Below are 14,130 nucleotides of genomic sequence, written 5' to 3'. Positions count from 1 at the left end.
GCTGGCGGAGAGCCAGAAAAAGGCCGACGACATGCAGCAGCAGTTCACCGTTCTGACCGCCGACAAAACGCAGCGGGAGCAGGACGGCAAGAAGCTGCAGCAGGCGCTGGCGGAGAGCCAGAAAAAGGCCGACGACCTGCAGCAGCAGCTCACTGTTCTGAACTCTGGCAAAACGCAGCGGGAGCAGGACGGCAAGAAGCTGCAGCAGGCGCTGGCGGAGAGCCAGAAAAAGGCCGATGAGCTGCAGAAGCAGGTCGCTGCCCTGACTGGCGGCAAAGCGCAGCAGGAGCAGGACGGTAAAAAGCTGCAGCAGGCGCTGGCGGAAAACCAGAAGAAAACGGATGAGCTGACCAGGCAAATTGCGACCCTCACGGCGGACAAAACCGGGCAGGAGCAGATCGCGCTGAAGCTACAGCAGACCCTGGCCGAAAGCGAGAAAAAGAGCGGGGAACAGGCCAGACAGATAGCAGCGCTGACTGCCGAACAGACCGAAAAGCAAAAGCAGGCCGAGGCGCTGGTGAAAGAGCTTACTGAGCTGAAAGCCAGGCACGGCGAAAAAGAGCGCGATGCCGAGGATGCGCAAAACGCGCTAACGGAGAGCCGGACTAAAGTCGACGCGCTGCAAAAACAGCTTGCGGCGCTGGAGCAGAAAGCTGCGACCCTGGAAGCCGGAGAGCCGAAAACGGCAGAACAGATCCGCGACTATGCCATCGGTACATCGCTTGGCAGCGATATGCTATCCATGCTGAAAGAGCGTGAAACTTACGGCATACGTATCGGGAAAAATCAGGCGCTGAACGGCGTGGCCGACGCCTTTACCGGGCACCTGAAGCTGCCGGCAGATAAAATTGCCCGCGCACTGTACGAGCTGGATGTCAACTTCAACAAACAGGAAAAAACGCTGAAAGAGCGCATGGAGAAGCAGGGGGCGCAGTACATTGCTAAATTCAGCAAGCAGCCGAAGGTCAAAAAGGCGCCTTCGGGTTTTTACTATCGCGTCGACTATGTCGGGCAGGGTGAGATTAAGGATACTGATAAGGTTGTGGTGGTGGTAAAAGAGAGCCTGACGGATGGTACTGTCGTCAAGGACATGGACGTTGAGGGAACTTCCGTATCGCAGCCCCTGAGTGCCTATCCGCCGCTGTTCCAGGCCGCGCTCTCGCAGCTGAAAAACCACGGTAGCCTGACAATGGTGGTGCCGCCGACGCTGGCCTATGGCGACAAGGGGCTGCCGCCAGATATTCCGCCCGGGGCAACAATGGTTTACAACGTGCGCATTCTGGATATTTTACCTGAAACGGCAGAAGTAGGCGCCAAACGGTAGCCTGTCGTCGCGTCCTGAACGGGGCTGTTTCTGGGGCAGGTCCTGGACAGGATGGCGGAGATCTACTTTTAGCCGGCCAATAAATAAAGACGGTATTATATATGGTTACTCAGATCTTATGATTCTAAGAAATTTCCTTGATTATGAATGTGTTTATCACCGGTTAAATAAGGTTTAGGATAGAGTCGGGTGTAAATACATGTTGTAATAGGTTGTGTAATAAATCCAATGGTGCGTGAATACCCTCTCTGCACCATTGGATATTCTTTTCTGTCTCTTCCAGGGCAGAGACAGAGGGAATTAATACTATAAAGACAAGTGAATAGTCGTAATGGAATGTTTTGTGTAATGGATAACTTGAGCAAACTCTTCTCCTGACGCTATCCCGGGAGTGAAATATTTTCACTGTGCCGCATGGCTAATATTTCATTAGCGTATTTGCTGTTTTCTTTGAATGCATTATTTCAGTTGTCGTTAATTTTTTTTCGGCAGTGAAAAGATTTGCATAGGTGATTGATACTTATGCGAGGTATTGGTTCGCCTGACGGCGGGCTAATAATAGGGTGTTACTTAATTTGATATAACATAAGGATTTTGTCATGAAAAAAATCAACACGATTGAAGCCATGAAAGTGATTGGCGGCTGTGAAGACGTGTGTACTTCAGAATTCGTGAAAGGCAGCCGTTATGGCGATACGTTAGTGTGTACTGAAGTCGTGACTTGTACCGATAAGCACGGTGTACAGACGAAGACCATCAAACCGGCAACGATGGATCAGTGCTCCGGCGGCTGATAATCGATCGCGTTGGTGTATTCATTTACGCTGATGCTTTCTGATATCCGGCAGGCAGGTGTCTGACACCAGCCTGCCGTAATAGAGAAACGATTCGCTCTTTCAGTTGAACCCGGCCAAGGTGCTCTGCGCCAGCATTTCACTCAAAGGATCTGAGTCTCATGGTAAAAAAGTCGCTCATTGTTTTACTTTATACCGTACTGGTTGCTGCTATTTCAGCCGTTATTACCACGGTCTACATCAGCAGCCAATACGCCCTGACCAGCAAGTCAGAAAATAACGATTCGCATCGGGATCTGATTCAGTTGAGTCAGAGCCGGCTCGATGCCAGCCCAATCAAAGAACCCAATACCATCATCGAATTTTTCTCCTACGGCTGTCATTACTGCGCGCTGCATGAGGTTAACGTTAATGCGCTGGCCGCACGCATGCCGGAAGGCACCCGTCTGGTTCGCCTCCACCTTAGCCTGCCGGGGAGCGGGCTCTCCCGTTACAGCAGCGTCTTTGCCACCTTAACCGTCATGGGTCTTGAAGAGCAGTATCGCCAGCAGGCGTATGAGGCGGTGCTGAATGAGAAGCTGGATATCGGCAGTGAAGCCGTTCGCAACGCCTGGCTGCAGAAAATAGGTATTGACATTGCGGACTACAACCGCGCCAGCGCAACGCAGGCGGCGAAAGATCTCGAAAAGTATATGGCAGATGTGAGTGCCTATTACGACATTCGTGCGACGCCAAGTTTTATCGTCAACAAAAAATGGATTGCCCTGCAGGACCGCAAGTTTCCGGCCTTTGCCGATAACTTGCTATCGCTGCTGCAGCACGACAGGCCGCTGGAGAAGTAAATGCGCTTCTTTGCGGTATGGCTCTACTGCAGCAGCAGGATCGTATTTGACAGGCTGGTCGGTTTGGGAGAGTGGGTCGGTCAGCGGATAGCCGCGGCACGGATCTTTCTGCTGCGGCACATGGACTACCGTACCAGCTTTCGGCTGGCTCACCTGACGCGCGCGCTGGGCATGACCGGTCGCCGTCGCCGCAATCTGGCGCGCGTTGCCGAAGAGAATAAGCGCTGTCTGCTGGGCCCCGAAGCGCCACCGCTGAACGCCGGGTGGATATTTCAGCGCCGCGAGCTGCTGGATCTGGCTGCGACCTACGGGCAAAACCCGCGCCTGCTTGCGGAGCTCAGGCAGTGCGCCGGGCAGCTCGATCGGGTGGTGAAGCCGCTGCACGAAGCCGGATCGCCGGTGATCCTCGCGCCGCTGCACATGGTGTCCGATATTCTGGCCGGGATCGTCGGCAGTATGGTCTGGCCGTACCAGGCCACGGTCGTGGTTTCTGCCAGCGCCGAGGTTTACCAGGCGCGGGATCGGGCAATGGGTGGCATTAACCTGAACTACTGTTCGATCCACGGCGATAACCCCGCCATAGCCGGCCACCTGACGGAGGCCATCATGGAGGCCGCAGAGCACCGGCGCAATATCATGATTTTTCCTGATATTACCCCGGACTACACCGCCAGCGCGCGCGAAAACGTAAGCGCAAAAATGGCCTGCAGGCTGTTTGAACGTCCGGCCCATTTACACAGCGGCATCATCCGCGCGGCGCGGATGCTCTCGGCGCAGGTGGTGTTTTACTACCTCTACTACGACGGCGGGCTGAAAATTTACCTTGAGCAGCCCGTCGCCGCGCGGGATCTCAAGCGCCGGATGCCGCTCATCATTGAGGCGGCGATGAGGCGCCATCCCGCAGACTGGCTGCTGTGGCACGGACATTCTTTGTATTTCATTAATGAGTAAATGGATTAGAAGAACAGACTTATGGAAAAGAGAATCCCGGCGCAGGTCTTCCAGGGCGAAACCAACGAGTGCGGGCTGGCCTGTATTGCTATGCTGGCCGAAACCCAGGGCGTTGACGCCCCGCTGCGGGCGCTGCGCGAGCGCTATCCTGCCTCAGAGCGCGGCACCTCGCTGGCCACGCTGTGCGACATCCTGGGAGAGCTGCAGATCCCGGTCTATCCGGTTAGCTTCGCCTTCAACGAACTGGAGTCCCTGCCGCTGCCGGCTATTCTCCACTACGGGGCCAGCCACTATGTCCTGCTGGCCTGGCGCAAGGGACGCTATGTCTGCGTGATGAATCCGGCCCTCGGCCAGCAGCTGCTGCCGCTGGATGCGCTTCGCGCGCAAATCAGCGGCTACGCGCTGGTGCTGGACGAGGAGGCGACCCTCGATGAAGCTACGCTCAACGCCCGTCGTACAAACAGGCGCCTGCGCGCCGCAGAAAGCATGAGCCTGAAGGAGACCGCCAGGCTCCCCGGCATCTACGGCCTGATGTTCGGCGCCTTTCTCATCTCGCTGACGCTGTTCATCATGCCGACCATGGTCAGCAGCGCCATTAATCAGGTTTTTGCCTCCGGCGGCAGCAGCGATTTTCCCTACTTCTGGTTTCTGCTGGCGTTCGTTGTCTCCACAACGCTGGCGATGGGGCTGAGGGTGGTCACCGAGCGGTTCGTAAAGCGTTTTACGATCCTTAACAGCACCGCCGGATTTTCACGGCTTTTGAGTAATCCGCTGCGCTTCATCGACAAGCGCTCGCCCGGGGAGATCTTCAGCCGCTTTTCCGCCTGGCAGATGGCGGCCACCCGCAAAATTGAGCTGGATAATGGCCTGCGTACCGACTGGATTATCGGCGCCATCGCGCTGGGGCTGATGTGCTATATCAGCCCGCTGCTGGCGGCGGTCTCCGGCGTTGGCGTCACGCTGATGGGGCTGGTCAGCGTCTGGGCTATCTACCGCGACCGCTACTTTACCCAGCAGCTGCAGGTGAAAAGCGCCGAGCAGAACGACTATATTCTCGAAACCCTGCAGGGCTTTTCCACCATCAAATCCGCCGGCCTCGACGGACAGCGCAAAAGCGCCTTCGCCCGCTACACGTGGGCGCTGTTCACCCTGCAGCAGAAGCAGAAGATTTATGAGCAGGTAAAAAACAGCCTCTACAGCATGATAGGCAGCATTGAAATGGTGCTATTTATGCTTCTCGCCCTGCCAATGCTTAAAGACGGAAGCATCAGCCTCGGCGAATTCTTTGCCTACAGCTTTATCCGCCAGATCTTCACCAGCTACATCACCAAAATCTTCTTCTCGGTGCTGCAGAAGAATCAGATCCACGTGATCGATACCCGCGCCAAAGATCTCTTTCCATTGACGTCAGATGATGAGAGCGGGCGCGGGGAGATTGCCCCGGCCGTCCACTTCGGCTGTCGGCTGGATTACCGCAATATCGCGTTTAGCTACGAACCCGGTTTACGGGTACTGGACGACCTGTCGCTGGCGCTGCCGCGCGGGCAGAGCACCGCGATTGTCGGCGAGTCCGGGGCCGGAAAGAGCACGCTGCTGCGCATTATGGCGGGCCTGATGGCGCCGGACAGCGGCGAGATCCGCGTTGACGACGTGCCGATTAACGCCCGCCAGGCGCACGGCCTGTTTTTTTTACAGAGCCAGGAGGACATTTTATTCAATGCTTCGGTGCTGCAAAACATCACCCTCTACGACGCCGGGTTCGATGAGAAAAAGCAGCGCCGGGTGGATGACTCCCTACAGGGGCTGAATCTGATACCGGTCATTGAGAAGCTGCCCGGCGGCCAGAACGCCCTGATCCGCGAAAGCCACGCCGCGCTCTCGCTCGGCCAGCGGCAGCGGCTGCTGCTGGCCCGCGCCATGTACAGCGACAAACCGGTGCTGGTACTGGATGAACCCACCGCTAACCTGGACGAGGCCACCGCCCTGCAGGTGATTAACACCCTGCTGGCCCACTGCCGGGAGTATGGCAAAACCCTGATAACGGTCACCCACAGCGAGGCGGTCCTGCCGCTGTTTGACCGCGTCTACCGCATGGAAGGCGGGCGGCTGGTTAGCCGTACGTCAGCTCCGCCAGCGGTTTCGCCGGCGCTGCTGGCCCCTGCGTAAGGAAGCGCTGAAATGACAATATGGCACAACAGGCGCGGGCGGATCGCGCTGTCGGGATTGGCTGTCGTCGCGCTGGCGGCAGTCGCCTTTACGCTGCTCTCCGGCGGCGGTAAGCCGCACGACGCGCTGTTAACCGAGACGGTTTCACGCGGCGATATTGAAAAAACGGTTCTCGCTACCGGCATTATTAAGCCCTCGCTGCAGGTCAGCGTCGGTGCCCAGGTTAACGGTCAGCTGCAGAAGCTCTACGTCAGACAGGGCGACCGGGTGAAGAAGGGCGATCTGCTGGCGGTTATCGATCCGACGCTGCAGCAGAACGAACTGCGTACTGCCGAAGCGCAGCTGCTCAGCTCCCGTGCGCAGCGGGCATCCACGCAGGTGCTGATTAAGCAGTACCGGCTGGAGCTGAACCGCCAGCAGCGCATGTATCGCGACGGCGCCGGAGTGCGCAGCGAGCTGGAGAAAGCGCAGGCTCAGTACAGCGCTCAGCTGGAGCAGCTGCGGGTGAACGACGCGCAGATCACCCAGTCACAAACCGCCGTGGAGAAGGCGCAGGCCAACGTCGGCTATACGCAGATCCTCGCCCCGATGGACGGCGAAGTGCTGGGGATTGTGACGAAAGAGGGGCAAACGGTGGTCTCCTCGCAGACCGCGCCTACTATTCTGGTGCTGGCCAACATGGACACCATGACGGTCCACACCCGCATCTCTGAAGCGGACATTCTGAAAGTCCACCCCGGCCAGCCGCTGTGGTTTTCCGTGCTGGCAGATCCGGATCGCCGTTACCGGGGCACGATGGGCGATATCCAGTCGGCTCCGGACGAGGCGCTGACCGAGCAGAGTTCACCTTCCGGCGCCTCGGCGCAGCAGAGCGCGGTCTACTACAACGGCGTGTTTAACGTCGATAACCGGGAGCACCAGCTGCGCACGTCAATGACGGCGCAGGTCTCCATCATCACCGCCAGGGCGGCGGGCGCGCTGCGGGTGCCGATGACCGCGCTCGGGCAGAAGCGGGAGAACGGCGATTACCAGGTGCAGATCAGAAAAGGCGACCGCATTGAGGCGCGCTGGATAAAGATTGGCGTTAACGACCGCCAGTTCGCCGAAGTGAAGGCGGGCCTCGAAGAGGGCGACGCCGTGGTTATTGATGGCGGGATGGATGCGGGCGGGGGGCGGTCATGAAGCGCGACGCTGCGCCGCTGATTGCGCTTAACGGTATCTGGCGCCACTTCCCGTCAGGCGGCGAGCAGGTCGCGGTCCTGAAGGATATCTCTCTCACCGTCCGCGAAGGCGAAATGGTGGCGATCATCGGCGCTTCCGGCTCGGGAAAGTCGACGCTGATGAACATTATCGGCTGTCTGGACACGCCCACCCGGGGCGAGATGCGCATTCACGGCGTGGCGACGCACGCCGCCGACAGCGGGCAGCTGGCAAAGCTGCGCAGCCAGTACATCGGCTTTATTTTTCAACGCTATCACCTGATGCCGTGGCTTAGCGCGGCGGAGAACGTCGCGATCCCGGCGCTCTATACGGCGATGCCTGCCGCCGAGCGCCGGGCCCGCGCGGCGTATCTGCTGCAGCGCCTCGGCCTGGGCCAGCGTCTCGACTACCGGCCCGCCCAGCTTTCCGGCGGCCAGCAGCAGCGGGTCAGCATTTCGCGAGCGCTGATGAACGGGGCCAGCATTATTCTGGCGGATGAGCCCACCGGGGCGCTCGATCGCGCCAGCGGCCAGGCGCTGATGCACATTCTGCACGAGCTGCACGAGGCGGGTCATACCATCATTATCGTCACCCACGACCGGGACATCGCCAGCCAGGCGGCGCGCATCATTGAGATAAGCGATGGTGAGATCGTTGCCGACAGGCCCAATGCGGCGCAGAAAGCGGCGCGTGCGCCGGGACAGCTGCCCCGCGTTGCGGTCAACGCGCGTCCGCCGTTCTGGCAGAGCCTCATTGAGGCGGTGCGCATGGCCTGGCGATCGCTGCTCGGCCACCGCACCCGGGCGTTTCTGTCGATGCTGGGGATCATTATCGGCATCTCCTCCGTGGTTTCGTCGATGGCGGTCGGCGAGGGCGCGCGGCAGAGCATCATGGCGGAGATCGGCAAGCTGGGAAACAGCACGCTGGAGGTACGCCCCGGTAGGGAGATGGGGCGGGTGGCACCGGAGTACATCAATGCCCTTTCGGCCGCCGACGTGGCGCTGCTGCAGCAGCAGCCGTGGATAGACAGCGTGTCGCCGGTGGTCAGCAAAACGGCGATGGCCATTCGCGGCAGTATGCCGGCGGCGGCGATCCAGCTCTCCGGCGTCAACGACGACTTCTTTCGCGTACAGGGCGTGAACGTCATCCGCGGCGCGGTGCTGACCCGCCCGGACGTTGAAAACCGCGAACCGGCGATCGTTATCGATCCGCTCACGGAGTCCATCCTTTTTGAGCCGGGCGAAGATCCAATCGGCGAGGTTATCCTGCTCTCCGGGGTGCCGTTTCGCGTCGTCGGCGTTGCCAGCAAGAAGGGGCCGAAAATGCTCGGCGGCCTGATGGGCGGCTGGATCCCCTATACCTCGCTGACCCAGCGGATGACCGGCAGTATGCCCATTGAGTCGCTGACGCTGCGCTTTCACGAGGGCGTCAGCCTTGGCGAAGCGCAGCGGCGGGTGGAGCGGCTGCTTGCGCAGGCGCACGAGCGCCGCGACTTCTACACCCAGACCGACGATCAGCTGGCGAAGGCGCTGCAGAAAACCTCGGATTCGATGTCGATGCTGATCACGGCGATCGCCGCGATCTCGCTGCTGGTAGGCGGCGTCGGAGTGATGAACATCATGCTGGTGTCGGTCACCGAGCGGACCCACGAAATAGGGATCCGCCTCTCCGTCGGCGCCCGTCCCGGCGATATCATGATGCAGTTTCTGATCGAAGCAATCGCCATCTGCGCGCTGGGCGGCCTGCTGGGGATCGTCGGCTCCTGGATCTCCGGGTTCGTCTTTGCGCAGTTTACCCGCGAATTTTCCATGGTGTTCACGCCGGGGCCGGTGCTGCTGTCGTGCGGGTTTTCCGCGCTGATCGGCCTGTGCTTTGGCTTCTTTCCGGCGAGGAACGCCGCACGACTGAATCCGACGGAGGCGCTGGCGCGAGAATGAGCATCCATCGATCCCTGACGGCGGCGCTGGCGCTGCTTATCACCGGCTGCGGCGCCCTGACCCGCACCGACTATGATCGGCCGCCGCTGCCGCTGCCGACGGCGTGGCAGCAGCGCGACACCGGTACGGCATTTCTTACGCACACGGCGCACTGGTGGGACAACTTCGGCGATCCGCAGCTGTCGGACGCCATCAGCCAGATGCTCGAAACCAATAACGACCTGGCGGCGGCGGGCATTCAGCTGCGGCTGGCGCGGGCGGCAGCGGGGCTGGTCAACACCAACCTGACCCCGGACGTCAGCGTTTCCGCGTCGGCAAGCAACAGCAAAAATCTCAACAGCGGTAGCGCTCCCGTTGAGAGCTATGCCGCATCGCTCAACCTCGGCTACGAACTCGACCTGTGGGGCAAGCTGGCGCGTGAGCGGGAGCAGGCCGCGTGGCAGGTGAAGGCCAGCGAGTATGACCGGCAGGCCACCGCGCTCTCGCTGATTGGCACCACCGCCCAGTTTTACTGGCAAATCGCCAGCCTCAATCAGCAGATAGTCAATCAGCAGCGCAGCCTGGAGATGGCCAGGCAGACGCAGGGCATGGTGCAGTCGCGCTACGAGGCCGGCAGCGTCGGGCAGGTGGATCTGCTGCAGGCGGAGCAGTCGGTCATCAGCCGGGAAAATCAGCTGCGGGATCTCCGGGAGCAGCGGGAGGAGGCGCGCAACGGCATGGCTATTCTCTATAACCGCCCGCCCGCCTGGCGCCAGCCTGAGCTGAGCGCCCTCGATGTCCGTCAGCAGATCCCGGTCGCTTCCCGCGTGCCGCTGGAGGTCATTAACCACCGCCCCGACGTGCAGTCGGCGGAGGCCAGCCTGCGCGCCGCGCTGGCGGGTTTCGACGCGGCCAGGCTCAGCTTCTATCCCGGCCTGTCGCTGACGGCGGGGCTGAACGCGGGCAGTGCTATTTTCGCGCAGTGGTTTTCCGATCCGGTCCGCACCCTCGGCGCCAGCGCGACGCTGCCGTTTATTCAGTGGAACACCGTCCAGCTGACCGTTGAAAAATCCGACCTTAATGTGCAGCAGGCGGCTATCGCTTTCCGCACCGCCGCCTGGCGCGCGCTGTCCGATGTTGATAATGCCATGGCGCAGCGGATCGCTGCGCAAAGCAAAAGGGAGAGCCTGCTGCGCGATCTTGACCTCAGCCAGCGTCGGCTGGCGCTGGTGAGCAGCCAGTACCGGGCCGGAGCCGTCTCGTTTCAGGCGCTGCTCGATGCCCAGGATGCCCTGCTCAGCAGTGAAAATAGTCTGCAGACCCTGCAGTATGCCTACCTTTACGCCACCATGAAGCTCTGGCTGGCGCTGGGCGGCGGGGTAGACAACCCACAAGACCACGGAGGGAATTATCATGAGTAATCACACCATGCCACGTCGGGTCGTCGTGACCGGCTACGGGGCGGTCACGCCGCTGGGCGCCAGCGCCGACGCCTGCTGGGCGTCAATCATGGCCGGCCGTCTCGGCTATCGCTATGTCGATATGTCGGCGCACGGCGTGGCCGCCCGCTTCTTCGGCCTGATTGACGATGAACCGACGCTGAAGGGCGTCCCGGCGGCGATCCGCCGCCGGCTACCGCGCCACGGCCGCCTGTCGCTGGCCGCCGCTCGCGAGGCGATGGCGATGGCCTTTGGCGACGGACATCCGTACGACAGTTACGATCCGCTTGCCTGCGGCGCCATCATCGGCACCGGCTGGGGGGGCCAGGATGAAACCTACGAGTTCTATGACCAGTACCAGGGCACCGGGGTGGGTTCGCCTTTCGGCTGCTTTTTCGGCATGCCCAGCGCGGCAACTGCCGCGTGTAGCCTGCTCTGGGGCCTGCGCGGTTATCAGAACACGCCGGTGGCCGCCTGCGCGACCGGCACGATTGCCGTTGGCGATGCTTTTGAGGTTATCCGCAGCGGGCGGGCGTCGATGATGCTGGCGGGGGCCGGCGAATCCCTGCGCCGCGATGCCTCAGTGTGGAATATCGATGTACTCGGCGCGCTGTCGCGGGAGACGCAGCAGGCGACCCGCGCCTGCTGCCCGTTCAGCGCCGACCGCAGCGGTTTCGTGCTCTCAGAAGGGGCTGCGGTGCTCTGCCTGGAAGAGCGCGACGCCGCCCTCGCGCGCGGTGCGACGGTGCTTGGCGAAATTAAGGGCTACGGCAACTACTCCGACGCTTTTGACTTTACCGCGCCGGCTGCCGACAAAGTGGCGCGCGTGAAAACCATTGAGCGCGCGCTGGCCCAGGCAGAAATGCGCCCGCAGGACATCGACTATATCAACGCCCACGGCACCTCGACGCCGCTCAACGATCTCAACGAAACCGAGGCGGTGAAGATGGCGCTGGGCGAGCAGGCGCGGCAGATCCCCATCTCCAGCACCAAATCCTACACCGGCCACCTGATCGCCGCTGCGGGCAGCTTTGAGTCGATTATCTGCCTGCAGGCGCTGGCCCGCCAGCTGATGCCCGGCACCTGTAACCTGGTCCGTCCCGATCCGGCCTGCGATCTTGACTATATTGCCGACGGCCATCGGCCCGGCAGGCTCAACAACACCCTCAACCTCAGCTTTGGCTTCGGCGGAGCCAACGCGGCGCTGATCATCAGCCGGAGCGCATCATGATCCTGACCTATACCCGGCGGGATGCCGACGCGTGGGCCGCTTTTTCCGGCGACGACAACCCGATCCACTTCGATCCTGAACGCGCCCGGGCGCTGGGGGCCGATGGCCTCAGCGTTCACGGCATGCGCGCCATGCTGGACATCAAGCAGCAGCTCAGCGAGGCGCTGCTCCACAGTTCGCCGCAGGGCAGGTACTACCTGTTTAACGCCCGCCTGCGCCAGCCGCTGATCTGCAATAAGCCTTACCTCCTGACGCTCACCGGCGGAACGGAGCGCGTCAGGCTCAGCGCGAAAGTGACCCGCGAAGACCACGCGCTCTGCTTTTCGGCGAAGCTGGCGGCGGCCAAACCGCTGGAGCCGGTGTTGCGCAGCCGGGCTGTACATTACTCCGCCGGGATGCTGCGCGCGCTTAGCGAGCGCTTTCCGCTGCCGCTGGATGCGCCGGGACAGGCCTGGAACTTTGTTGATGCGGTACTGTTTCAGTGCCTTGTGGCGGCGCCGGAGACGCTGCTGAACGTCGCCGAAGTCTTTCCAGGCCTGCAGGTACGCTCCCTGAGCGAGATCTTCCGCCAGGTGCCCGTGGTGCAGACCCATCACGACGTGCATTTTGACGCCGGGCTGCTGATGACCGATGTCCGCGCGATCGTTGAGGGAGGGCTGCACTGTGCGGTCCAGCCGCCCGTGATTGCGGGGTCAGAGGAGAATGGCTATGTGCTCGGCATCGTCATCCGGGCGTGGACGGCCGACGGGCCTCTGCTCTCCAGTTCGGTGACGCTGAAAACGCTGCCGATCCTTTAATGTCCACCAACACCATCAAGGAGTTATCTATGAAGAGCTATCAAGCCATCTACCGGGACCTGTGTGACACAATCTGCGATGCCAAAGATCTGGATGAAGGCGATCTCAGCCCGGAGGTTTCGCTGCAGCAGCTCAGGCTGGACAGCCTGGACTACGTCGAACTGATGGTGCTGGCGAAGCGCGAGTTCGGCGTCACGATTGATGCCGACACCTTTGCCAGCCGGCCGGATCTGACGCTGGGCGAGTTGTGCCAGCATCTGTATGACGCTCAGCAGAAGCCCGCGCCATGAGCAGAAAGTGGGTGCTGGTCACCGGCGGCAGCCGGGGGATCGGGCGGGCGCTGGTAAAGACTCTGGCGCGCGACTGGAACGTGATCTTTACCTGCCGTTGCCCGGGCGAGGAGAGCCAGGAAACCGTTGAAGCCTGCGCCAGCCTGCCGGGCCGGGTGGAAGCCCGCGCCTGCGACGGCAGCGACGAGCGGCAGATAGACGCCCTGGCGCCGCTGCTTATCGAAAAGTACGGCGCTCCGCACGCGGTGATCCACAACGCCGGCATCGCCCTTGACGGTTTGCACATTCAGCAGACCACGGCGGGCTGGCAGCAGACGTTAGACAGCAACCTCAGCGCGGTCTTTTACTGGAACCGCCGCCTGCTGCCCGCGATGATCCTCAATGGCGACGGTGCGCTGGTGCTGATGTCTTCGGTGACCGCTATTAAAGGCAATCCCGGCCAGACGGCGTATGCGGCAAGCAAAGCGGCGATGATCGGTCTCTGCCGCTCGCTGGCGCCGGAGCTGGGGCGCTTTGGTCTGCGGGTCAATTGCCTGGCGCCGGGGCTCATCGAGAGCGACATGACGGAGGCGATGCCGGCGGCGAGGCTGGAGGCGATGCGCAGGCAGATACCGCTGCGGCGGCTCGGCACGCCGGAAGAGGTGGCGCGGGTGACGGCGTTTTTGATTGGCGACGATAGCCGCTACATGACCGGGCAGACGCTGGTTCTTGACGGTGGACTAACGGCCTGAGTGCGGCGCGCAGGCGGCGTAGGAGCTTATGCGCAGCCTGCTGCTGTCTGACTCTTCAGTGTTTGTCTTTCGCTGGATCATGATGATGTATCAATGGTTGTTTGTGGACAGGGGCTTTTTAGACTGGATCCAACGTGCGTATGCCTGGCAGGTACACAGCCAGAATGCCGTAGTCAGTGAATTGAACTAACCGATAAAGTGGCAACATCGGTCAATAGTTTATCTGTGTTTGCCTTTCCTGTTTGGTTAAAGGAAGTCGTTTACTATCAATTGATCTAATTATTGTTTTTAATAAACAGTGGACTGCTCTTGGTCCGGTAGAGGTGACTGCCATGGAGTTGGCGCTGTGATCGGAAGGGGGAGGTATTCGCTAAAGGGAAATGCTCAGAATGGATGGAGAGTCCGTACTCCCAAAAGCAAAAAACCCGCCATAGGCGGGTTTTTCTGAA

13 protein-coding genes are annotated in these 14,130 nt (G+C 60.8%); all 13 read left to right on the top strand.

Going from position 1 to position 14,130, the window contains the following annotated elements:
- Positions 1-1,324 (top strand): FKBP-type peptidyl-prolyl cis-trans isomerase N-terminal domain-containing protein (locus ENGE1_RS25370; protein WP_064360864.1); only part of this gene is annotated, 1,324 nt, incomplete at its 5' end.
- Positions 1,325-1,923: 599 nt separating this feature from the next.
- Positions 1,924-2,118, top strand: a complete 195-nt coding sequence (locus tag ENGE1_RS25365; RefSeq protein WP_043081777.1) for a DUF4762 family protein — start codon at positions 1,924-1,926, stop codon at positions 2,116-2,118.
- Between the two features lie 161 nt (positions 2,119-2,279).
- Positions 2,280-2,960 carry a DsbA family protein gene (locus ENGE1_RS25360; protein WP_048253509.1) on the top strand — a complete coding sequence of 227 codons (681 nt, stop codon included), beginning with the start codon at positions 2,280-2,282 and terminating at the stop codon, positions 2,958-2,960.
- Positions 2,961-3,911, top strand: a complete 951-nt coding sequence (locus ENGE1_RS25355) for a lysophospholipid acyltransferase family protein (RefSeq protein WP_048253508.1) — start codon at positions 2,961-2,963, stop codon at positions 3,909-3,911.
- A 21-nt stretch (positions 3,912-3,932) separates the two neighbouring features.
- Positions 3,933-6,077: a peptidase domain-containing ABC transporter gene (locus tag ENGE1_RS25350; protein WP_048253507.1), complete on the top strand. Its 2,145-nt coding sequence runs from the start codon at positions 3,933-3,935 to the stop codon at positions 6,075-6,077.
- A gap of 12 nt (positions 6,078-6,089) precedes the next feature.
- A complete protein-coding gene (locus ENGE1_RS25345) occupies positions 6,090-7,259 on the top strand; it encodes an efflux RND transporter periplasmic adaptor subunit (protein WP_048253506.1) in 1,170 nt (389 codons plus the stop codon).
- Entirely contained in the window at positions 7,256-9,214 is a 1,959-nt protein-coding gene (locus ENGE1_RS25340; RefSeq protein ID WP_048253505.1) for an ABC transporter permease, read from the top strand. The genes ENGE1_RS25345 and ENGE1_RS25340 overlap by 4 nt, the downstream gene beginning before the upstream one ends.
- On the top strand, positions 9,211-10,614 hold the full coding sequence (locus tag ENGE1_RS25335; protein WP_043081782.1) for a TolC family protein: 1,404 nt from the start codon (positions 9,211-9,213) through the stop codon (positions 10,612-10,614). The genes ENGE1_RS25340 and ENGE1_RS25335 overlap by 4 nt, the downstream gene beginning before the upstream one ends.
- Complete coding sequence (locus ENGE1_RS25330) at positions 10,607-11,863, top strand: beta-ketoacyl-[acyl-carrier-protein] synthase family protein (RefSeq protein ID WP_048253504.1); 1,257 nt, start codon at positions 10,607-10,609, stop codon at positions 11,861-11,863. Before ENGE1_RS25335 ends, ENGE1_RS25330 begins: the two co-directional genes overlap by 8 nt.
- Entirely contained in the window at positions 11,860-12,660 is an 801-nt protein-coding gene (locus tag ENGE1_RS25325; protein ID WP_064360863.1) for a MaoC family dehydratase, read from the top strand. Before ENGE1_RS25330 ends, ENGE1_RS25325 begins: the two co-directional genes overlap by 4 nt.
- Before the next feature lie 29 nt (positions 12,661-12,689).
- Positions 12,690-12,950, top strand: coding sequence for an acyl carrier protein (locus ENGE1_RS25320; RefSeq protein ID WP_043081785.1), 261 nt, complete (start codon positions 12,690-12,692; stop codon positions 12,948-12,950).
- Complete coding sequence (locus tag ENGE1_RS25315) at positions 12,947-13,681, top strand: SDR family NAD(P)-dependent oxidoreductase (protein WP_048253502.1); 735 nt, start codon at positions 12,947-12,949, stop codon at positions 13,679-13,681. Before ENGE1_RS25320 ends, ENGE1_RS25315 begins: the two co-directional genes overlap by 4 nt.
- Positions 13,682-13,709: 28 nt before the next feature.
- Positions 13,710-13,871 (top strand): DUF4400 domain-containing protein, encoded by a 162-nt coding sequence (locus ENGE1_RS28730; protein WP_106912786.1) that lies wholly within the window; start codon positions 13,710-13,712, stop codon positions 13,869-13,871.
- Positions 13,872-14,130: the final 259 nt, after the last annotated feature.

It is taken from the genome of Pluralibacter gergoviae ATCC 33028 = NBRC 105706 (genome assembly GCF_001598855.1).
GTDB classification, from domain to species: domain Bacteria; phylum Pseudomonadota; class Gammaproteobacteria; order Enterobacterales; family Enterobacteriaceae; genus Pluralibacter; species Pluralibacter gergoviae.
Note: the sequence above shows the minus strand (reverse complement) of the source record. Positions and strands in the feature narration are given on the sequence as shown.

Excerpts from the sequence above, each read along its gene's own strand:
- ENGE1_RS25365 (WP_043081777.1), top strand. The coding sequence starts at position 1,924 with ATGAAAAAAATCAACACGATTGAAGCCATGAAAGTGATTGGCGGCTGT.
- ENGE1_RS25360 (WP_048253509.1), top strand. The coding sequence starts at position 2,280 with ATGGTAAAAAAGTCGCTCATTGTTTTACTTTATACCGTACTGGTTGCT.
- ENGE1_RS25355 (WP_048253508.1), top strand. The coding sequence starts at position 2,961 with ATGCGCTTCTTTGCGGTATGGCTCTACTGCAGCAGCAGGATCGTATTT.
- ENGE1_RS25350 (WP_048253507.1), top strand. The coding sequence starts at position 3,933 with ATGGAAAAGAGAATCCCGGCGCAGGTCTTCCAGGGCGAAACCAACGAG.
- ENGE1_RS25345 (WP_048253506.1), top strand. The coding sequence starts at position 6,090 with ATGACAATATGGCACAACAGGCGCGGGCGGATCGCGCTGTCGGGATTG.
- ENGE1_RS25340 (WP_048253505.1), top strand. The coding sequence starts at position 7,256 with ATGAAGCGCGACGCTGCGCCGCTGATTGCGCTTAACGGTATCTGGCGC.
- ENGE1_RS25335 (WP_043081782.1), top strand. The coding sequence starts at position 9,211 with ATGAGCATCCATCGATCCCTGACGGCGGCGCTGGCGCTGCTTATCACC.
- ENGE1_RS25330 (WP_048253504.1), top strand. The coding sequence starts at position 10,607 with ATGAGTAATCACACCATGCCACGTCGGGTCGTCGTGACCGGCTACGGG.
- ENGE1_RS25325 (WP_064360863.1), top strand. The coding sequence starts at position 11,860 with ATGATCCTGACCTATACCCGGCGGGATGCCGACGCGTGGGCCGCTTTT.
- ENGE1_RS25320 (WP_043081785.1), top strand. The coding sequence starts at position 12,690 with ATGAAGAGCTATCAAGCCATCTACCGGGACCTGTGTGACACAATCTGC.
- ENGE1_RS25315 (WP_048253502.1), top strand. The coding sequence starts at position 12,947 with ATGAGCAGAAAGTGGGTGCTGGTCACCGGCGGCAGCCGGGGGATCGGG.
- ENGE1_RS28730 (WP_106912786.1), top strand. The coding sequence starts at position 13,710 with ATGCGCAGCCTGCTGCTGTCTGACTCTTCAGTGTTTGTCTTTCGCTGG.